Here is a 20,563-nt window from a genome sequence, read left to right as displayed (position 1 = left end):
CTATGCCAATTAGTCGTCAAGGGATGTCTGGCGCTCTGTTAGCCTGTGCGCTGTTGCTCAGCGGCTGCGTGTCGGTGCCGGATGCCATTAAAGGGAGTTCTCAGCTTCCACAGCAGGATTTATTACGCGTGATGAATGCGCCGCAGCTGTATGTCGGCCAGGAGTCGCGTTTCGGCGGCAAGGTCGTGAAGGTCACTAACCTGAACGGCCTGACCCGGCTGGAAATCGCCACTCAGCCGCTGGATGACAGCGCGCGACCGCGCCTCGGTGCGGCCTCGATTGGGCGCATTTATGCCGACATACACGGTTTTGTCGATCCGATTGACCTCAATAATCAGTACGTCACGGTGCTCGGCAACATCAAAGGCACCGAGAAAGGGGAAATTGGCAAGGCCAGCTACAACTTTGTGGTGATTGATGTGCGCGGTTATCAGCGCTGGCATCTGACTCAGCAGGTGATGACGCCGCCACAGCCGATCGATCCATGGATCTGGTACGGGCCGTCGCGCCGTCATCCCGGCTATTGGGGACCGAACCCTTACTGGGGCATGAACACCGGCGGTCCGGCACAGGTGGAAACCATTCTCACCGAATAGTCATTAACCGCTTTTTTTACGGCCCGGTCGCGGTGCTCGCGAACGGGCCTTTTTATTGGGCGCGCAACCGATGCGTGAAATTTAGTGATGAGCCTCGCAACCTGAAAATGCCGGAACAGGCAAACTGGTACAATCAGTTAAAATATTGTTAACAACACTGATTGCAGAGGCGGCGATGGCTACGCAACAAGAATATCGGGGTGAATCTTTGAACAAGGTTTGGCTGAAACGCTATCCGCCAGATGTACCAGCGGAAATTAACGCAGACCGTTATCCCTCTTTGGTCGATCTTTTCGAACACGCAGCGCAACGTTATGCCGATCAGGTGGCTTTCATTAACATGGGCCAGCCGATGACCTACCGTCAGCTGGAGCAGCAGAGCCGTGCCTTTGCGGCCTGGCTGCAGCAGGGTTTAGGCTTGCAGCAGGGGGATCGCGTCGCGCTGATGATGCCGAATCTGCTGCAGTATCCGGTGGCGCTGTTTGGCGTCCTGCGCGCGGGCATGGTGGTAGTGAACGTTAACCCGTTGTACACGCCGCGCGAGCTTAAGCATCAGCTTAACGACAGCGGGGCCAGCGCGATTGTCATCGTCTCCAACTTTGCCCATACGCTGGAAAAAGTGGTCGCGGAAACGCCGGTGAAGCACGTGATGCTGACGCGCATGGGCGATCAGCTGGCGCCGGTGAAAGCCACGCTGGTGAATTTCGTGGTTAAATACGTGAAGAAGCTGGTACCGAAGTACCATCTGCCAGGGGCGGTACCGTTCCGCCATGCGCTGCAGCAGGGCGAGCAGATGCGCTATCACCGTCCTGTGATCAATAATCAGGATCTGGCGTTTCTGCAATACACCGGCGGTACCACCGGCGTGGCGAAAGGCGCGATGCTGACCCACGGCAATATGCAGGCGAATCTGGAGCAGACCAAAGCCACCTACGGTAAGTTGCTGCGTCCTGGCCAGGAGCAGGTGGTGACCGCGCTGCCGCTTTATCACATCTTTGCCCTGACGGTGAACTGTCTATTGTTTCTCGACCTCGGCGGTACCAACCTGCTGATTACCAATCCGCGCGATATTCCCGGCTTCGTTAAAGAGCTGAGTAAATTCCCTTTTACCGCCATCACCGGTGTCAACACGCTGTTTAACGCCCTGCTGAACGATGCCAATTTTAACCAGCTGGATTTCTCCACGCTGCGTCTGTCAGCCGGCGGCGGCATGGCAGTGCAGAAAGCGGTGGCCGAGCGCTGGGAGAAACTCACCGGGCACTATCTGCTGGAGGGCTACGGACTGACCGAATGCTCACCGCTGGTGTCGGTTAACCCGTATGATATTACCTGCCACACCGGCAGCATTGGATTGCCGGTTCCCTCAACCGATGTGCGCATTGTTGATGATGAGGATCGCGACGTGCCACCGGGCGAACCGGGCGAGCTGTGTATTCGCGGGCCGCAGGTGATGACGGGCTACTGGCAGCGGCCGGAAGCCAGCGAGGAAGTGCTGAAAAATGGCTGGCTGCATACCGGTGATATTGTTACCGTGGACGCCGAAGGGTTTATCCGCATCGTCGATCGTAAGAAAGACATGATTCTGGTGTCCGGCTTTAACGTGTATCCTAACGAGATTGAAGATGTGCTGATGCAGCACGCCAAAGTGCGCGAAGCCGCGGCGATTGGCGTGCCGAGCGATCTCTCAGGCGAAGCGGTGAAAGTGTGCATCGTGAAAAAAGATCCGTCACTGACGAAAGAGGAAGTGCTGGATCATTGTCGCCGTCAGCTCACCGGCTATAAAGTGCCGAAGATTATCGAGTTTCGTGATGAGCTGCCGAAGACCAACGTTGGCAAAATTTTACGTCGCGAATTGCGTGACGAGGCGAAGCGCGAAGCTTAGCAACAGCTTGCGTTTTGCGCTCAGGTTAACGCCGGCACCGTCCGGCGTTTTTATTGCTTTTAACATGGAGCGCTGTGCGAGGTTTGCCGCAGCGAGAAAGAAAACGTGAATTACACCCTGATCGACCAAAATGACCAGTTGGCCGCCGTATGCCAGCAGGCCCGTCAGCATCGCGCCGTGGCGCTGGATACCGAATTCGTGCGCACCCGCACTTACTATCCGCAGCTCGGTCTGATCCAGCTGTTTGATGGCGAGCAACTGGTTCTGATCGATCCATTAACCATCAGCGACTGGGCGCCGTTTGTTGCGCTGCTGCAGGATCGTCAGCTGACTAAATTCCTGCACGCCGGCGGTGAAGATCTCGAAGTGTTTTTGCATCGCTTCGGCTGCCTGCCGGAGCCGATGATTGATACGCAGATCCTGGCGGCTTTCGCTGGCCAGCCGCTGTCGTGGGGCTTTGCCGCGATGGTCAATCATTTCAACCAGATTGAGCTGGATAAGAGCGAAGCGCGTACCGACTGGCTGGCGCGTCCGCTTACCGAGCGGCAGTGCCAGTACGCTGCGGCGGATGTGGCTTATCTGCTGCCGATCGCCCATCAGCTGGTGGCGCAAACCGAAGCCGCAGGCAACATGGCGGCGGCGCTGAGTGAATGCGCTACGCTGTGCCAGCGTCGTCTCGACGTGCTGCAGCCGGAAGAAGCGTGGCGCGATATCACCAATGCGTGGCAGCTGCGTCCGCGTCAGCTGGCCGTGCTGCAGCGGCTGGCGGCGTGGCGTCTCAATCTTGCGCGGCAGAAAGACATGGCGGTAAATTTTGTGGTGCGCGAAGAGAATCTGTGGAAAGTGGCGCGCTTTATGCCGGGCAGCCTCGGCGAGCTGGATCACCTAGGTCTGAACGGTCACGAAATCCGCTTCCACGGCAAAGCGCTGGTGGCGATGGTGGCAGAAGCGCAGGCGCTGGATGAAGCGGCATTACCGCCGCCGTTGCCCAATCTGATTGACCATGCGCATTACAAGCAGGCCTTTAAAGCGATTAAAGCGCTGGTACAGCAGGTGAGTGAGCAGACCGGTTACAGTCAGGAACTGCTGGCATCGCGTCGCCAGATTAACCAGGTGCTGAGCGTGCACTGGGGACTGAAAAGCGCCACGCGTCCGCCGGAATTGCTGGCAGGCTGGCGGGGTGAGGTGTTAAAAGCCGGTATCGACGAGATTTTACAGACGCTGTAAGCGGAACGTTTTCCCCTGCGCAACCACGCAGGGGAAAATCAGGAACCCGCTACAATCATTTAGGAACGTCTTCCGTCTCCGGCAGCGTCACGTTGAGCTCGAGGATGGAGATATCATCCCCTTTCTGATCCAGCTGCACCGTGACCATGTCCGGGTCAATTTTCACGTATTTACAGATCACTTCCAAAATATCGCGCTTCAGCTGCGGCAGATAGTGGGGCTCACTGTCGCCCCTTCTGCGTTCAGCCACGATAATCTGCAGCCTTTCCTTGGCTATATTGGCTGTGTTCTTCTTACGGGATAAAAAGAAATCAAGTAATGCCATTGGTTATCCCCCGAACAGGCGTTTCAGGAAACCCTTCTTCTCTTCTTCAATAAAGCGGAAGGGGCGTTCTTCGCCAAGCAGGCGATCTACGGTATCAGCGTAAGCTTTACCGGCGTCAGAGTTTGCGTCGAGGATCACTGGCTCACCCTGGTTAGACGCGCGCAGTACCGACTGATCTTCCGGAATGACACCGACCAGTGGAATGCGTAGAATTTCCAGCACGTCTTCCATGCTCAGCATGTCGCCGCGCGTTACGCGTCCCGGATTGTAGCGGGTCAGTAACAGGTGCTCTTTTACCGGCTCTTCGCTGTTTTCAGCGCGACGCGATTTCGAGGAGATGATGCCAAGAATACGGTCTGAGTCGCGCACGGAAGAGACTTCCGGGTTAGTGGTGATGATGGCTTCATCGGCAAAGTACAGCGCCATCAGCGCACCGGTTTCGATACCGGCCGGCGAGTCGCAGACGATAAAATCAAATTCCATTGCCGCCAGGTCGTTCAGCACTTTTTCCACGCCTTCGCGGGTCAGGGCATCTTTATCACGCGTCTGTGAGGCGGGCAGAATGTAAAGCTGCTCGGTGCGTTTGTCGCGGATCAGCGCCTGGTTCAGCGTGGCATCGCCCTGGATAACGTTGACGAAGTCATACACCACGCGGCGTTCACAGCCCATGATCAGGTCGAGGTTACGCAGACCGATATCGAAATCGATCACCACGGTTTTTTTGCCTTTCTGCGCTAACCCTGTGGCGATGGCCGCGCTTGACGTGGTCTTGCCAACGCCCCCTTTACCCGATGTAACTACAATGATGCGTGCCATAAATGTTGATTTCCTTAACGAAAGAAAAGGGGCCTAATTAAGTGTCTGGATGGTGAGCGCGCCCTCTTTAAGGCACAGGCGCGCGGCTTTACCAAAGAATTCCGCCGGGATCTGGTCCATGATCCAGTACTCGCCGGCGATGGAGACCAACTCTGCTGACAGGTTGGTGCAAAAAATCTGGCAGTCGCGATCGCCGCTGGCACCGGCCAGCGCACGGCCGCGCATCATGCCGTAAATATGAATGTTGCCGTCCGCCACCAGTTCGGCACCGGCGCTGACGCTGCTGGTAACGATCAGGTCGGCGTTGCGCGCGTAAATCTGCTGGCCGGAGCGCACCGGCGTATTGATAATGCGCGTTTTGCTGGCCGGTTCGCTGACCGCTGGCGCGATCGCTTCTGGCTCCGGCGCGGGCGACTCCGCACGTTTGCGGTTCTCTTTACCCTCTGACAGCACCGGCAGGCCAGCGCGGGCAATCATCTTTTTCAGGGCTTCATCTTTGCAGCCGCTTACGCCAACAATGCGTAATCCGGTGGCGCTAACGGCCTGCTGCATCTGCTTCCAGTTGATGTCACCGTTCAGGGCTGACACATTCAGCACCACCGGCGCGTTGTGCAGAAAAGCCGGGGCCTGGTCGATTTTGTCCTGCAGCGCCTGACGAATCACCTCGGGTTGCGAATGGTGCAGATGAACAACTGACAGGGTAAAACTGCTGCCCTTGAATTCGATTGGCGATTGCGACATCTGTCCTGACTCAGTCCTGTTTTCACGACCCTGAAGTGAACGCCGATAAAATCGTCATTAACACTGCCGGGTCAATATTCGAAGTTCTGCAAGCATGTTATAGTTACTGCTATATTCAGGCAAGTGACGCCCTTAGTTAATTCGAGTAAAAAATATGTTTTGTGTGATCTATAGAAGCCCGCAACGCGACCAGACTTATCTGTATGTAGAAAAAAAAGACGATTTTTCGCGCGTGCCGGAAGAGCTGCTGCGCGGCTTTGGTAAACCGCAGCTGGCGATGGTGCTGTCGCTCGAGCAGCGTGACAAGCTGGCCAACGCCGACATCAATAAAGTGAAGCAGGGTTTACGCGAGCAGGGTTATTATTTGCAGATCCCGCCGCCGGTTGAAAGTCTGCTCAACATTCATCTTGAACAGGGTAAAAAAGTTTAATTCAGATTCATCTGTAAAAATATAGCCTGTAAATATAATCAGTGCTTCGGCATTAATTTAATTGCTCACCTTAACCCATTATTGTGAGCAATAATCGCCGTCTTTAGCGTCGGACGTGATGAATGATTAACGGCTTTGACCCTTTCCGCCACGTCCGCCGCGATAAACCCGCTAATATAGTGCTCAGCAGCCTGCCACGTTCCGGCGGCTGATGAGCCATCTTTGCCAGCCCGGCTGGCAGCAAACACAACTCAAGCAGGGGATTAGCATGTATCAGCATCGTAACTGGCAGGGCGCGCTGTTGGATTATCCGGTCAGCAAAGTGGTGTGCGTCGGCAGCAACTATGCAAAGCACATTAAAGAGATGGGCAGCGCTACACCAAGCGAGCCGGTGGTGTTTATCAAACCTGAAACCGCGGTGTGCGATTTGCGCCAGCCGCTGTCAATCCCGGCCAGCTTCGGTGAGGTGCATCATGAAGTAGAGCTGGCGGTACTGATTGGCGCCACCCTGAAGCAGGCCAGTGAAGAGCACGTGGCGAAGGCAATTGCCGGTTATGGCGTGGCGCTGGATTTGACGCTGCGCGACCTGCAGGCCGGGTTCAAGAAAGCCGGTCAGCCATGGGAGCGCGCCAAGAGTTTCGATAACTCCTGTCCGCTCTCCGGATTTATTCCGGCTGCGGAGTTCAGCGTCGACCCGCAGGACGCCGAACTGAAGCTGGTGATCAACGGCGAGGTACGTCAGCACGGCACCACGGCAGACATGATCCACAAAATTCTGCCGCTGATTGCTTATATGAGCCAGTACTTTACGCTGCGCGCCGGTGACGTGGTGCTGACCGGGACGCCTGAAGGCGTGGGTCCGCTGCGCTCCGGCGATAAACTGGAAGTATCGCTGGCCGGTCACGGTATCAGCACCCGCGTGCTGTAATACTTGCATCACCGCACCTGAAGCTTTATAAGGTGCGGTCTTGTTGCTCAACCCGGACCGCTATCATGACCGAACAACCCTTCTGGCAGACCAAACGCCTTGACCAAATGAACGACGCAGAGTGGGAATCGCTGTGCGACGGCTGTGGACAGTGCTGTCTGAATAAGTTGCAGGATGCGGATACCGATGAAATCTACTTCACCAACGTCGCCTGTAATCAGCTGAACATTAAGACCTGTCAGTGCCGCAATTATGAGCGCCGCTTCGAGTATGAAGAGGATTGCATCAAGCTGACGCGTGAGAATCTCACCACCTTTAACTGGCTGCCGCGCACCTGCGCTTATCGTTTGTTAGGTGAGGGCAAAACGCTGCCGGCGTGGCATCCGCTGATTGCCGGGTCGAAGAAAGCGATGCATGCTCAGCGTATCTCGGTGCGATACATTGCGGTGCGCGAGAGTGAAGTGCGCGACTGGGAAGAACACATTATTGACCGGCCGGATCGTAACGGCTGATAACGCAACAGGCAGCCGCGGCTGCCTGTTTTGTCTGTGACGTATTGAGTTCGGGTCTTAGCGACCAAACAGATCGCGACGCTTCGCTTTGAACGGTTGCGCAATCAATACCAGAATGCCCACCAGCAGATACGCGGCAAAAATCACGATCATCCACTGCGGCATGCTCCAGGTCAGGAAGGTCCAGCCGCGTTCGGCGCAGTCACCGCTGGCGACAAACACCGCCGGCAGCCACTTATCCAGCGGCAGCCAGCCCGGGAAACGCGCCGCAAAGTCGCAGGTGACAAACGGGTTGGGATGCAGCTGAATCATGGTGTGTTCGTAAGAGAGCCGCACCCCTTCATAGGCGCTGTAGAGCCAGATGGCGATAGCTGCCCAGCGCAGCGGCGTTTTAGGGGCAATCGCGCCAACCAGACCGGCACCCATGACGCCAAACAACGCACAACGCTCATAAATACACATTACGCAGGGTTGCAGTCCCATCACGTGCTGAAAGAACAGCGCAACCAGTTCAAAAACCAGGGCGGTCAGGGCCATTAATAACCAGGCACCGCGTCCGCGTGAGCATTGATTCAAGTATCGCAACATATTGCTTTTCCCGTAGCCGTTAATGCATCGCAGTGTAAACCAAAAGCGTACCCGTGCCAGCCAGGCAGCAGAGAAAAATCATGTATAAAAATGACTTATCCCTGATCCACGCCAAAAAATCGCGGGTTTTAGCACACGGCATCAAAAGCGCCGCAAAGCGCGCAGCGTAACCCGCCACGTTTTTCCGCTTGTCGCTGCTGAATTTTGCGCCAGCGCGCGCTTTTAATCCGCTGGCAGGCTATTTCCGCTATGACCCCTCTGGTATGATGAGTGGCATTACGACAAAGAAAGCAATGAGAAATAAATGCTATGGTGATTAAGGCACAGAGCCCTGCAGGATTCGCTGAAGAGTACATAATTGAAAGCATCTGGAACAGCCGTTTTCCGCCGGGATCAATTCTTCCTGCCGAACGTGAGCTTTCTGAACTGATCGGCGTGACCCGTACCACCTTGCGTGAAGTGCTGCAGCGGCTGGCACGTGACGGCTGGCTGACCATTCAGCACGGTAAACCCACCCGCGTTAACGATTTCTGGGAAACGTCTGGCCTCAATATCCTCGAAACACTCGCCCGTCTCGATCACGACAGCGTGCCGCAGTTGATTGATAATCTGTTGTCGGTGCGCACCAATATCGCGTCGATCTTTATCAGTCGCGCGCTGCGCCATCATCCTGATAAGGCGCGTGAAGTGCTGGAGAGTGCGCTGAGCGAGGAAGATCAGGCTGAAGCCTATACCGAGCTGGATTACCGCGTCTTCCGCGGTCTGGCGTTCGCGTCCGGCAACCCGATTTACGGCCTGATTCTCAACGGTCTGAAAGGGCTTTACACCCGCGTGGGCCGCCACTACTTTTCAAATCCAGAAGCGCGTGAACTGGCGCGCAGCTTCTATCGCCAGCTGGCGGACCTGTGTGACAAACAGCCGACGCAGGATCAGATTGTCGACAGCGTGCGTAACTACGGCCGCCGCAGCGGCGAAATCTGGCACAGTATGCAGAAGACCATGCCGGATGATTTGAGCAGTAAGCGCTAACGGTGCACTGACGTTTTGCGGGTCTGTCCCGGACATCCAGTATCCGCTGCTGCCGGGCTGCTCCTCGCGCCGCTTACGCGGTACCTTCGGCATTCACGATGCGCCTGACGGACCGGCCAGTATCGGTCTTCCTGACCGGCCCGGCCTGATTCCCGCCTCCACGCGGGAATCTCCTGGCGCAACGTAAACGCCTCAGCGCTGCGAATAGCCCGCTGCATCAGCGGATACTGACTGTCTGTGAAGATTGTGCAGGATTAACAGTGAAGGGAATGAAATATAACGCAGGATGATAATGCTCGTCCCTGAGCATTTGGATTCAATTCAAAGCGCCGGTCCGCGCGCCGGACAACGATCCAGCAACTCTACGCTACCATCTTCGTTCTGCTGTTCCAGATTGACATCAAATCCCCACAGCCGGTGCACATGCTTCAGCACATCGCGACGGCTTTTATCCAGCGGGGCACGCTGCTGCGGCACGTAACGCAGCGTCAGCGAACGATCGCCGCGCAGGTCAACGTTGTATACCTGAATATTCGGCTCCAGATTACTCAGATTGTACTGGGCTGACAGCTGCTGACGAATGGCGCGATAGCCGGCCTCATCATGGATCGCTGCAATTTCCAGGAAGTTATTACGATCGTCGTCCATCACCGTAAACAGACGGAAATCGCGCATCACTTTGGGCGACAGGAACTGGCTGATGAAACTCTCGTCTTTAAATTCGCGCATGGCGAAATGCAGCGTCTTCAGCCAGTCGGAACCGGCGATGTCCGGGAACCAGTAACGGTCTTCCTCAGTTGGCGACTGACAGATACGCTTGATGTCCTGGAACATGGCAAAGCCCAGCGCATACGGGTTGATGCCGTTGTACCACTGGCTGTTATACGGCGGCTGATATACCACATTGGTATGGCTGTGCAGGAACTCCATCATAAAGCGTTCCGACACTTTGCCCTCATCGTACAGATGGTTGAGGATGGTGTAATGCCAGAAGGTCGCCCAGCCTTCGTTCATCACCTGGGTCTGTTTCTGCGGGTAAAAATACTGGCTGACTTTACGCACGATGCGCAGCACCTCGCGCTGCCACGACTCCAGCAGCGGGGCGTTCTTCTCCATAAAGTAGAGCAGGTTTTCCTGCGGTTCAGAGGGATAGCGCGCCGCTTCTACCTGAGTGAACTCTTTCTCTTTGCGTGGCAGGGTGCGCCACAGCGTATTGACCTGACTCTGCAGATACTCTTCCCGGCTTTTCTGCCGCGCTTTCTCTTCCTGCAGCGAAATCTTTTGCGGACGCTTATAGCGATCGACGCCGTAATTCATCAGCGCATGGCAGGAGTCCAGCAGCCGCTCAACCTCTTCCACGCCATAGCGCTCTTCACAGTCGGAGATGTAATTCCGTGCAAACAGCAGATAGTCAACAATCGAACTGGCATCGGTCCAGCTGCGGAACAGATAGTTATTTTTGAAGAACGAGTTATGGCCGTAGCAGGCGTGCGCCATCACCAGCGCCTGCATGGTCATGGTGTTCTCTTCCATCAGATACGCGATGCAGGGATTGGAGTTAATGACGATTTCGTACGCCAGACCCTGCTGACCATGTTTGTAGCGCTGCTCGGTCTCGATGAACTTCTTACCGAATGACCAGTGCGCGTAGTTGATCGGCATACCCACACTGGAGTACGCATCCATCATCTGTTCGGAGGTGATTACTTCGATTTGGTGCGGATAGGTATCAAGCCCGTAGCTTTTCGCCACGCGGTCGATTTCAGCCAGATACACATCCAGCAGTTCAAAGGTCCAGTCAGGACCGTCACTGAGTCGTTTGCTGCTGCGGGTTGGCTCGTCAAACATTGTCGTCATAGCGCACCTCTGTTTTGCAAGCGGCAGGCGACGGATTGTCACCTGTCACGATCGTTTAAGGCTTCATCCTGAGAAAGACAGCCCAAAAAACCTGAGCGAACACTTCAATGATAGTCCACTGTCGCTTATCCACTGCGGGAACTCAATCGAATTCTTTTGGTACAAAATCATCAAAATAGCCCTGCTTTAGCGGCTAATAAGGATAAGTTTTATTTTATGGCTAAATAGCAGGATTAAATCCTGTTTATAAGAGCGTGCTATGACTGCGGCGCTTTCTCCTGAAAAAAGAGAAAAGCACTGCCTTTCGCATAATAATTTGCTGATTAACGCATTTAAGGCACAAAAAACTCTGATTTTAGCGCGGGCGCATGATTTCAGTGTGCAGTTAAGTGAAAAACATGTGAAATGAAAGGGTCGAATGTAATATCAATTCAGCCTGCTGGTTATGCTAAACCAGAAGGTGATACCAGTTAATTATGCTTTTCACGGTGAGGGGCTTATGCGCGTAGTCATTCTGGGTAGTGGTGTCGTTGGAGTAGCCAGTGCGTGGTACCTGGCGCAGGCGGGGCACGAAGTCACGGTGATCGACCGCCAGCCCGGCGCGGCGCTGGAGACCAGCGCGGGCAACGCAGGGCAGATATCGCCCGGCTATGCCGCACCCTGGGCAGCACCGGGTGTACCGCTTAAGGCGGTGAAGTGGATGTTTCAGAAACATGCGCCGCTGGCGGTGCGACTCGACGGCAGCAAATTCCAGCTGGAGTGGATGTGGAACATGCTGCGCAACTGCGACATGCGTCACTACCAGGAAAACAAAGGCCGCATGGTGCGTATTGCGGAATACAGCCGCGACTGCCTGAAGGCGCTGCGCGCCAGCACCGGTATCGCCTATGAAGGCCGGCAGGGCGGCACATTGCAGCTGTTCCGCACCCAGCAACAGTTCGACAGCGCCAGCAAAGACATCGCGGTGCTGCGCGAGGCGGGCGTGCCTTATGAGCTGCTGGAGGCACATCAGCTGCACAGCGTGGAGCCGGCGCTGGCCAGCACCGCACACAAGCTCACCGGTGGTTTGCGTCTGCCGAATGATGAAACCGGAGACTGCCAGCTGTTTACCCAGCGACTGGCAGCGATGGCTGCCGCAGCCGGCGTTACTTTCCGTTATGACACGTCGGTGGATCAGCTGTTGCGCGAAGGTAACCGCATCTATGGCGTGAAATGTGGCGATGAGGTGATTAAAGCCGATGCCTATGTCGTGGCATTTGGCTCTTACTCTACCGCGCTGCTGAAAGACATCGTGTCGATTCCAGTTTACCCGCTTAAAGGCTATTCCCTGACCATCCCAATCAAAGATCCGCAGGGCGCACCGGTCTCGACCATTCTCGATGAAACCTACAAAGTGGCGGTGACGCGCTTCGACGATCGCATTCGCGTCGGCGGCATGGCGGAAATCGTTGGTTTTAACACCAAACTGTTGCCGGCACGACGTGAAACGCTGGAGATGGTGGTCCGCGATCTCTATCCTGAGGGCGGGTATGTTGAACAGGCTACGTTCTGGACCGGACTGCGCCCGATGACGCCGGACGGCACGCCGATAGTTGGGCGCACGCCGCTGACCAATCTCTGGCTGAACACCGGGCACGGTACGTTGGGCTGGACGATGGCCTGTGGTTCCGGCCAGCTACTGGCCGATCTGATTTCGGGGCGTAAACCGGCTATCGCCGCCGACGACCTGTCGGTGCTGCGTTATCTGCCGGGCTTTGCAGCCCCGGCTTCGCCGCTGCGTAACGCCAGCGCGACGCGCTGACACTTCAGGGAGAGTAAAAACATGTCACGTCCTACGGGTGCCACCATTAATCAACAGGCGCTGCGCCACAATCTGGCGATTGTGCGTCAGGCGGCACCGCATGCGCGCGTCTGGTCGGTGGTCAAGGCCAATGCTTACGGTCACGGCATTGCCCGCGTGTGGCACAGCCTGGCAGAGACCGATGGTTTCGCGCTGCTGAATATGGAAGAGGCGATTCTGCTGCGCGAGCAGGGCTGGAAAAAGCCGATTCTGTTACTGGAAGGTTTCTTCCACGCCGATGACCTGGCGCTGATCGATCGCTATCGCCTGACCACCAGCGTGCACAGTAACTGGCAGATCCAGGCGCTGGCGAAGGCGCAGCTGTCGGCGCCGGTGGATGTTTATCTGAAGATCAACAGCGGCATGAACCGTCTTGGCTTTCGTCCGGAACAGGCGCATGCGGCCTGGCACAAGCTGCGCGCGTTGCCCAACGTAGGTGAAATGACGCTGATGGCGCACTTTGCCGATGCGGAAAACCCGCAGGGACTGGTGGAACCGATGCAGCGCGTCGAGCAGGCGGCGGAAGGGCTGAACTGTCCGCGCTCGCTCGCCAACTCGGCAACGACGCTGTGGCACCCGCAGGCGCATTTTGACTGGGTGCGTCCCGGCATTATTCTTTACGGTGCATCACCGAGCGGCGACTGGCAGGATATCGCCAGTACCGGCCTGCAGCCGGTAATGACGCTGAGCAGTGAAATCATTGGCGTGCAGCAGCTCAGCGCCGGTGAAGGCGTTGGCTACGGTTATCGCTACCATGCTGCCGCGCCACAGCGTATCGGTATCGTTGCCTGCGGCTATGCTGACGGCTATCCGCGCCACGCACCGACCGGTACGCCAGTCAGCGTTGATGGCATCCGCACGCAAACCCTCGGGGCGATCTCGATGGACATGATGATGATTGACCTTGAACCGTGTCCGCAGGCCGGCATTGGCTCGCGCGTGGAACTGTGGGGCAACGAGGTGAAAATTGATGAGGTGGCGAAGGCCGCCGGAACGGTAGGCTACGAGCTGATGTGTGCACTCGCGCCGCGCGTCCCGGTGACGCTTAGTTAAGCGCGGTGACGGTACCGCGTATGTTCTTACTGCAGCGCCAGGCGATCAGTGCCAGCGCTGCACCCACCAGCATCATCAGCGCTAACGCAGACTTCTCTGCCACCGGCAGCGCCACCATCGCCAGGCTGCCGCCCGCGCCGCCTGCCATCTGAATAAATCCCTGTAGCGCCGCCGCCACGCCCGCCTGTTGCTGATACGGCTCCAGTGCATAGCTGGTGGCCGGACCCACGGTGAAGGCCAGGCCAGCCACCGAAATCGCCACCGGAATCATGTACAGCGACCAGTGCGTCTGCCAGGCCGCGGGCAGCAGCGTCATCCCCGCCACCAGCAGCAGCGCACCGAGCAGCATGGTGACAAACCCCATGGCGAGACAAAACGGGCGGCCCGCTTTACGAATGGTTTTATTGACGAAGGCACTCACCAGCATGATCCAGAAGCCGTTGGCGCCAAAGGCAAAGGAAAACTGTAACGGCGTCAGGCCACCTTCGGTCATCAGCACGTGCGGTGCCAGCGAGACATAGGTCAGCACCATTCCGAGCGCGCCGGCGTTGGCAAAGGCGAAGGCGAGAAAACGCGGCTGTCGCGCGATGGCAGCATACTGTGCCAGCGGCAGCCCTTTGACGCGCAGCGTGTCCGCCGGACGCGTTTCCGGCAGCGCGACCAGAACAATGACGCCAATCACCAGCGCATAGCCGCACAGGAACCAGAAGGGCGCACGCCAGCCATAGGCTTCCGCCAGGATACCGCCCAGCAGCGGTGCCAGCGCCGGCACAATATTCAGCGCGCCGTTGAGAAAGCCATAGGCCCGCGCCGCGGCATCGCCGCTCAGCCGATCGCGTACACCGCTAAACGCCACGACCGCGCTGCAACACACCGCGCAACCCTGAATCAGGCGCGCCAGGAAAAACACCGGCCAGACGGTGGCGGTCGCGGCTACTGCGCTGCCGAGGATGTAGAGCGCGAGGCCGATCAGCGCGATCGGCTTACGGCCAAAATTGTCCACCAGCGGACCGGTAACCAGCTGGCCGATGCCCATCACCAGCAAAAACAGCGGAATGGTGATCTGAATCAGACTGACCGGGCTGTTAAGACCGTCGGCGATTTGCGGCAGCGTCGGGAGGTAAAGATCGATGCCCAGCGGTGCCAGCAGCACCAGGCTCAAGAGGAGTAGGGTAAACTTTTGCATTACGAACCAGAAACGTCCTGTTAAACAGGCGAGAAGGGTAAAGAGTCTGCAGGCAAAAAGAAAGGGCTAAAACGAAAAGGCGATGTCTGCCGGCACGGCGCAGACATCGCGTCGAGGGTATCAGTAGGCGCCGTCGCGGCGCAGCACCACGCCAGCGGTTTTGAACAGAATGGCGATGTCGGTCCACAGCGCCCAGTTCTTCACGTACCAGGAGTCAAAGTAGACGCGCGTATCGTAATCGATGTCGTTACGTCCGCTGACCTGCCACAGGCCGGTCATGCCCGGTTTGGCCATCAGATAGTAGTCGACATCACCGGCGTAGCGCTCCAGCTCGGCTTCAATCACCGGACGCGGTCCCACCAGGCTCATTTCGCCGCGAATCACGTTCCACAGCTGCGGCAATTCGTCCAGGCTGGTTTTCCGCAGGAAGCCGCCGATTTTGGTGATGCGCGGATCGTTCTTCAGTTTGAAATCACGATCCCATTCGGCGCGCGCCTCGGCACTGGTAGCCAGCAGATTCTGCAGCACTTCCTGCGAGTTGGTCACCATCGAACGGAACTTCAGGCACTTGAACTTCGCGCCATCCTGACCGACGCGCTCGTGACCGTAAATAGCGTTACCGCCGTCGCGCTTCACCATCCAGCACAGCAGACCGAACACCGGCGCAAGGAACAGCAGCAGCAGCGAGGCCACCACAATGTCGAAGGTGCGCTTGAGGAAACGCGAAGAGCGCTTCGCCAGGTTATTGCTGACGCGCAGAATCATCACTTCATGGCTGAAGATAAACGACATATCAGTGCCATACAGCGGCACACCGCGCAGCGTCGGGATAACCGAAATCGAGCGGCATTTCATCTTGGACAGAAACTTCAGCCATTTATCGCGCACCACCTGCTGCTCAAATTCGGTGGCGACGATAAATTGCGTGTTGTCACGGTCCATGGTTTGCCAGTTGATATCTTTCCAGGTGATCACCGGCACGCCGTTGACGCTCTCCTGATGATGCTCATCGTCCAGCGAGATAAACGCCTGCACGTTATAGCCGAGGATCTCCTCGCTCTGCAGCGCCGCGTAGGCTTCCATGGCGTTTTTACCGGAGCCGATGATAATCGTCTCTTTCTGCCACTGGCCGGCACGATTGATGGCGCGCTTCACGCCGGCACGCATCAGCGGCAGCAGCAGCAGGGCGTAGGTCCAGCTGAACACCCACACCATGCGCGAGAAGTCCCATTTAGAAAAGGCAATCAGCGCCAGATCCAGCAGCGAGAACACAAACAGCGTTTTGACAATTTCCTTCAGCTCAAACCAGAAGGGCTTGCGGTAGGTGTAATGACGCATGCGCACCCAGAACCATGCGGTGCACAGCACCGACAGACCTAACTGGGCGACGAAACGGTATTCAATTTGCTGCGGTGGAATAAAACTGTCCAGTTCTCCCCAAATACCCTGGACGGTCGCCGCGGATAAAAATAAGGCCAGATTCAGTGCAATTAAATCGGAAAAGCTTAGTGCGACTTTCGCGATAAGATTTTTACGCAGTCCGCTCCACGAGCGGGTTGCATCGTTCATTACCAATGTACTTGCCATAAAACCTGCTCTCTTTTCTTAAGTAAAAGATGGCCTGACCAGAATCAAGTACGCGCTCAGGAGTTGTCCGCTGAAAGCAGAAATAAAATAAGTTTCAGCGAGATATGAGTCAGTGCTGCCATAAGCGCTGCATGGAAAGGGCCGTTTGAGACGTGATTTACGTCACGAAAAGCTGCAGCAACGTTTAAGAGTATGCAGGAGTTATTTGACAGAGTTAATATGGAAAGAGTCTGAAAAAACAATATTTGATTAAAGCTTTGTTACCCTAATCTGTTGAAATTGAATATTAAAAGGAAAAGGAGCGGTGAAATAACTGATCATTTTAAGACTACTTTTCGGAATGACCGCCAGTCAAAACGAATGGCGGTAAGGGAAATATCAGGCCGGTTTTTTCAATACCCAGCGGTCTTGCTGCTTGTCATAGTGTCCGATTTGCAGATCGACAGGTTCGCCATCAATCAACGCCGGTACGCTGGTCTCGTGATCCCAGCCGTCGAGCTGATAACTCAGGCCGGGGTTGGTATGGCAGGGGATGCCGACGGTATCCAGCTTCTCCACATCTATTACTGCATCGACGATCTCATAACGACCAATCTTCACCACGTGTCCCATCATCTTCTCCCGTTTGCTGGGTGGAATAGTGATCATAGACGCTGACACGCAGTTTACGAGCGATACGGCCTCGGATTATTCCTTCTCTTCCCGCACGCGCACGCCGATTTTCACGATCTGGTTATCCTCTTTTTCCGCTACCGTCCACGTCAGCTGGTTCCACTCCACCTGGTCACCGACCACGGGCGTGCTGCCAAGCAGGCCCATAATCAGCTGACCGAGCGACTGCTGATCGTTGGTCTCTTCATCAAGCTCCAGGCCGTAAATCTGCGCCACATCGCGCAGGCGCGCGTCGGCATCGAGGATAAAGTCGCCGAAGAAGCGCTGATCCAGCGCCACCGGCGGCGTCTGGCTGAACATTTTGCCGAGTGCCGGCAGGTCGCGCTCACGGCCGATAACGCACAGCACGTCGCCTTCTTTCAGGCGGGTATTGCCGTTGGGGTGCATCAGCGCGTTGTCGCGGAACAGGGCGGCAATGCGCGTTTCTCGCGGCATTTGCAAATCGCGCAGCGCCGCACCGACGCACCATTTGTCGGCGCTGAGCTGGTAAACGAACTGCTCCCACGGATTTTCCGGATGGATATCCAGCCCGACGCGGCTGATCGGCGACGCGGTCGGCGGTACCACGACTTTGGCACGTTTGGCGGCATAGCCCAGCGAGGTGCCCTGCAGCATCAGCGACACCAGTACCACGAAGAAGGCGATGTTAAAGTAGAGTTTGGCGTTCTCCAATCCGGCCATCATCGGGAACACCGCGAGGATGATCGGCACCGCACCGCGCAATCCAACCCAGCTGATAAAAATGCGTTCGCGTCCGGTAAAGCCTTTGAACGGCAGCAATCCCACCAGAATCGACAGCGGCCGCGCCACCAGAATCAGCCACAGCGAGAGAATCATCGCCGGCAGCGCGATATGCCACAGATCGGACGGCGTCACCAGCAGGCCAAGCACGATGAACATGCCAATCTGGCTCAGCCACGCCATCCCGTCGAAAGTCTGCAGAATCCCGTGGCGGTTACGAATGGGCGTGTTACCGAGCAGGTAGCCACACAGATAAACCGCCAGAATGCCGCTGCCTTCCATCACCGTGGTCAGCGCGAAGACGATAATGCCGCCGCTCAGGGCCAGCAGCGGATAAAGCCCCTGCGCCAGGCTGATGCGGTTGATCAGCTGCTGCAGCGCCCAGCCGCCGCCGAGACCGAGCACAATGCCAAGACCAAACTGCTGCACCAGATGCACCACAAACATCCAGCTCAGGCCGCTTTGCCCCTGCTGGATCATGTCGATTAACGTGATGGTCAGAAACACGGCCATTGGATCATTACTGCCGGATTCGATCTCCAGCGTGGAGCTGACGCGCTCGTTGAGGCCTTTGTCGCCCAGCAGTGAAAACACTGCAGCGGCGTCGGTGGAACCGATTATGGCGCCAATCAGAAAGCCCTGCATCAGGTCGAGCTTAAACAGCCAGGCGGCAGCCAGCCCGGTGAGGCCGGCGGTAATCATCACGCCAACGGTGGCCAGCGACAGCGCCGGACCGAGCGCCACCTTAAACGAGCTGGCTTTGGTGCGCATGCCGCCGTCGAGCAGAATAATCGCCAGCGCCAGGTTGGACACCAGATAAGCCACCGGATAGTTATCAAAGGCGATACCGCCGATGCCGTCTACGCCGGTCAGCATGCCCAGCGCCAGGAAGATCACCAGAATCGGGATGCCGAGGCGCGAGGAAAACGAGCTCAGCAGAATACTTGCTGCAACCAGCACGGAACCAATAATGAACAAACTGTAAATCATGCTGGCATTCAACGGCGTTCTCCTGCGGCGGGGCATAAAAAAGCAAATTGCGGGCAATTCACACAGACAAGGTGAAAAGATAATGCCTTATCAATAGCTTGTCAGCGCTTAATTGTACATTTTTTCATTCTGTGGCGCGCTATCCCATAGAAGGTTAAATTTGTACAGAAAAACAGCAGGGTTTTCAGAGGGGTTAAGCCGGGCGGGATAAAGAAAAAGCCGGTCGGTGACCGGCTGGTAAACTCAGGCTTCAGCAACCTGCTTGTGGAAAAGTTCACGAAATACCGGGTAGATGTCTTCCGGCTCGCGGATGTGCTGAATGGCAAAGTTATCAAACATCGCCTGCAGGTGCTCATACTCACGCCACAGGGTTTGATGCGCCCGCCGGGTAATCTCGATATAGCTGTAGTAACGCACCACCGGCAGAATGTGTTTCGCCAGAATCTCATGACACAGCGGCGAATCGTCCGCCCAGTTATCGCCGTCCGACGCCTGCGCCGCGTAAATATTCCACTGTGACGGGTCATAACGCTCTTTCACCACTTCGTCCATCAGCTTAAGCGCACTGGAGACGATAGTGCCGCCGGTCTCCTGCGAATAGAAGAACTCCTGTTCATCGACCTCTTTCGCCTGCGTATGGTGACGGATGTACACCACATCGACGTTTTTGTAGGTCCGGCTAAGGAACAGATAAAGCAGAATATAGAAGCGTTTCGCCATATCCTTGGTGGCCTGGTCCATCGAGCCGGAAACGTCCATTAAGCAGAACATCACCGCCTGGCTGGACGGTTCCGGGCGCTTCTCGAAATTTTTGTAGCGCAGGTCAAAGGTGTCGATGAACGGGACGCGCTCAATGCGCGCGCGCAGTTCGGCGATCTCTTTACGCAGCCGTTCTTCTTCCAGCAGCTGCGCCGGTTCGCTGTTTTCCACCTCGCTCAGCGTGGCTTCCAGCTCATGCAGCATGCGGCGTTTACCTGCGGTCATGGCCGTTCGCCGCGCCAGCGAGTTTTGTAGCGAGCGCACCACGCTGATGTTGGCCGGCACGCCATTCGAGGTGAAGCCGGCGCGGTGCGTTTTGTACTCATTAAGCTGCCGATGCTGATTTTTGCGCAGGTTGGGCAGCGCTAAATCTTCAAACAGCAGGTCGAGGTACTCATCCTTCGAAATCTGAAAGACAAACTCGTCCTGGCCTTCACCGTCCTGGCTGGCATTGCCCTGACCGCTGCCGCCGCCACCGCCGCCCTGTGGGCGCTCAATGCGGTCGTTCTGCACAAAATGGTCGTTCCCCGGATGCACGCGATGACGACTGCCGCCGCGCCCCTGATGGAAAATCGGCTCGTTGATGTCGTCGATAGGAATCGACACCGATTCGCCACTCTCCACGTCGGTAACCGAACGCTTATTAATGGCCTCGGAGATCGACTGCTTGATTTGCGACTTGTAACGGCGCAGAAAGCGTTGCCGGTTGACAGCGCTTTTGTTTTTGCCGTTCAGACGCCGATCGATGAAATAGGCCATAAATTCCCCCAAACTACGGTGCAAGCCAGGCCGGAACGGGTCCGG

The 20,563-nt window shown here is 56.5% G+C and carries 20 protein-coding genes; 10 read left to right on the top strand and 10 right to left on the bottom strand.

Annotation, left to right across the window (positions count from 1 at the left end; translation table 11 throughout):
* The first annotated feature begins 2 nt into the window (after positions 1-2).
* The 3 genes from MXF20_RS21395 to rnd all read left to right on the top strand — a co-directional run bounded on the left by MXF20_RS21395 (position 3) and on the right by rnd (position 3,705).
* Positions 3-596 carry a Slp family lipoprotein gene (locus tag MXF20_RS21395; protein ID WP_325971330.1) on the top strand — a complete coding sequence of 198 codons (594 nt, stop codon included), beginning with the start codon at positions 3-5 and terminating at the stop codon, positions 594-596.
* A 208-nt stretch (positions 597-804) separates the two neighbouring features.
* The gene (fadD, locus tag MXF20_RS21390; protein ID WP_325971329.1) at positions 805-2,478 is read left to right on the top strand and encodes a long-chain-fatty-acid--CoA ligase FadD; all 1,674 of its coding nucleotides are present in this window, start codon (positions 805-807) and stop codon (positions 2,476-2,478) included.
* Between the two features lie 105 nt (positions 2,479-2,583).
* Complete coding sequence (gene rnd / locus MXF20_RS21385; protein WP_325971328.1) at positions 2,584-3,705, top strand: ribonuclease D; 1,122 nt, start codon at positions 2,584-2,586, stop codon at positions 3,703-3,705.
* A gap of 55 nt (positions 3,706-3,760) precedes the next feature.
* Here rnd and minE read toward each other — a convergent pair whose 3' ends face one another.
* Genes minE through minC form a run of 3 tightly spaced genes read right to left on the bottom strand, consistent with a single transcriptional unit; the run spans position 3,761 to position 5,587 of the window.
* Positions 3,761-4,030 (bottom strand): cell division topological specificity factor MinE, encoded by a 270-nt coding sequence (gene minE, locus MXF20_RS21380; protein ID WP_010616394.1) that lies wholly within the window; start codon positions 4,028-4,030, stop codon positions 3,761-3,763.
* A 3-nt stretch (positions 4,031-4,033) separates the two neighbouring features.
* Complete coding sequence (gene minD, locus MXF20_RS21375; protein WP_136546488.1) at positions 4,034-4,846, bottom strand: septum site-determining protein MinD; 813 nt, start codon at positions 4,844-4,846, stop codon at positions 4,034-4,036.
* 33 nt (positions 4,847-4,879) lie between these two features.
* Entirely contained in the window at positions 4,880-5,587 is a 708-nt protein-coding gene (gene minC / locus MXF20_RS21370) for a septum site-determining protein MinC (RefSeq protein ID WP_325971326.1), read from the bottom strand.
* Positions 5,588-5,741: 154 nt separating this feature from the next.
* On the opposite strand from minC, the gene MXF20_RS21365 reads away from it, so the two are divergent.
* From MXF20_RS21365 to MXF20_RS21355, 3 genes are all read left to right on the top strand, one after another.
* Positions 5,742-6,017 (top strand): YcgL domain-containing protein, encoded by a 276-nt coding sequence (locus tag MXF20_RS21365; protein ID WP_325971325.1) that lies wholly within the window; start codon positions 5,742-5,744, stop codon positions 6,015-6,017.
* A 268-nt stretch (positions 6,018-6,285) separates the two neighbouring features.
* Positions 6,286-6,945 carry a fumarylacetoacetate hydrolase family protein gene (locus MXF20_RS21360; RefSeq protein WP_021510045.1) on the top strand — a complete coding sequence of 220 codons (660 nt, stop codon included), beginning with the start codon at positions 6,286-6,288 and terminating at the stop codon, positions 6,943-6,945.
* 65 nt (positions 6,946-7,010) lie between these two features.
* Positions 7,011-7,457, top strand: a complete 447-nt coding sequence (locus MXF20_RS21355) for a YcgN family cysteine cluster protein (protein ID WP_325971324.1) — start codon at positions 7,011-7,013, stop codon at positions 7,455-7,457.
* 57 nt (positions 7,458-7,514) lie between these two features.
* Here MXF20_RS21355 and dsbB read toward each other — a convergent pair whose 3' ends face one another.
* Positions 7,515-8,045, bottom strand: coding sequence for a disulfide bond formation protein DsbB (gene dsbB, locus MXF20_RS21350; RefSeq protein ID WP_325971323.1), 531 nt, complete (start codon positions 8,043-8,045; stop codon positions 7,515-7,517).
* A gap of 309 nt (positions 8,046-8,354) precedes the next feature.
* On the opposite strand from dsbB, the gene fadR reads away from it, so the two are divergent.
* Positions 8,355-9,074, top strand: a complete 720-nt coding sequence (fadR, locus tag MXF20_RS21345) for a fatty acid metabolism transcriptional regulator FadR (protein ID WP_325971322.1) — start codon at positions 8,355-8,357, stop codon at positions 9,072-9,074.
* Positions 9,075-9,395: 321 nt separating this feature from the next.
* Here fadR and MXF20_RS21340 read toward each other — a convergent pair whose 3' ends face one another.
* Positions 9,396-10,931, bottom strand: a complete 1,536-nt coding sequence (locus tag MXF20_RS21340) for a SpoVR family protein (protein ID WP_325971320.1) — start codon at positions 10,929-10,931, stop codon at positions 9,396-9,398.
* A gap of 259 nt (positions 10,932-11,190) precedes the next feature.
* On the opposite strand from MXF20_RS21340, the gene MXF20_RS21335 reads away from it, so the two are divergent.
* The 3 genes from MXF20_RS21335 (at position 11,191) to dadX (ending at position 13,824) form a co-directional block, all read left to right on the top strand.
* The gene (locus tag MXF20_RS21335) at positions 11,191-11,340 is read left to right on the top strand and encodes a hypothetical protein (protein WP_325971319.1); all 150 of its coding nucleotides are present in this window, start codon (positions 11,191-11,193) and stop codon (positions 11,338-11,340) included.
* A gap of 90 nt (positions 11,341-11,430) precedes the next feature.
* Positions 11,431-12,732, top strand: coding sequence for a D-amino acid dehydrogenase (locus MXF20_RS21330; RefSeq protein ID WP_325971318.1), 1,302 nt, complete (start codon positions 11,431-11,433; stop codon positions 12,730-12,732).
* Between the two features lie 21 nt (positions 12,733-12,753).
* Positions 12,754-13,824, top strand: a complete 1,071-nt coding sequence (gene dadX, locus MXF20_RS21325; RefSeq protein WP_325971316.1) for a catabolic alanine racemase DadX — start codon at positions 12,754-12,756, stop codon at positions 13,822-13,824.
* On the opposite strand, the gene MXF20_RS21320 is transcribed toward dadX, so the two are convergent.
* From MXF20_RS21320 to MXF20_RS21300, 5 genes are all read right to left on the bottom strand, one after another.
* A complete protein-coding gene (locus MXF20_RS21320) occupies positions 13,817-15,010 on the bottom strand; it encodes a multidrug effflux MFS transporter (protein WP_325971315.1) in 1,194 nt (397 codons plus the stop codon). The genes dadX and MXF20_RS21320 overlap by 8 nt on opposite strands.
* 120 nt (positions 15,011-15,130) lie before the next feature.
* A complete protein-coding gene (wbaP, locus tag MXF20_RS21315; protein ID WP_325971314.1) occupies positions 15,131-16,597 on the bottom strand; it encodes an undecaprenyl-phosphate galactose phosphotransferase WbaP in 1,467 nt (488 codons plus the stop codon).
* Positions 16,598-16,975: 378 nt separating this feature from the next.
* Positions 16,976-17,209, bottom strand: coding sequence for a DUF1480 family protein (locus tag MXF20_RS21310; RefSeq protein ID WP_325971434.1), 234 nt, complete (start codon positions 17,207-17,209; stop codon positions 16,976-16,978).
* Between the two features lie 75 nt (positions 17,210-17,284).
* Positions 17,285-19,012, bottom strand: a complete 1,728-nt coding sequence (locus tag MXF20_RS21305) for a potassium/proton antiporter (protein ID WP_325971312.1) — start codon at positions 19,010-19,012, stop codon at positions 17,285-17,287.
* 231 nt (positions 19,013-19,243) lie between these two features.
* The gene (locus tag MXF20_RS21300) at positions 19,244-20,518 is read right to left on the bottom strand and encodes a YeaH/YhbH family protein (protein ID WP_058757723.1); all 1,275 of its coding nucleotides are present in this window, start codon (positions 20,516-20,518) and stop codon (positions 19,244-19,246) included.
* Positions 20,519-20,563 lie beyond the last annotated feature (45 nt).

The organism is Pantoea dispersa, from assembly GCF_035783935.1.
Classification (GTDB): Bacteria; Pseudomonadota; Gammaproteobacteria; order Enterobacterales; family Enterobacteriaceae; genus Pantoea; species Pantoea dispersa_C.
Note: the sequence above shows the minus strand (reverse complement) of the source record. Positions and strands in the feature narration are given on the sequence as shown.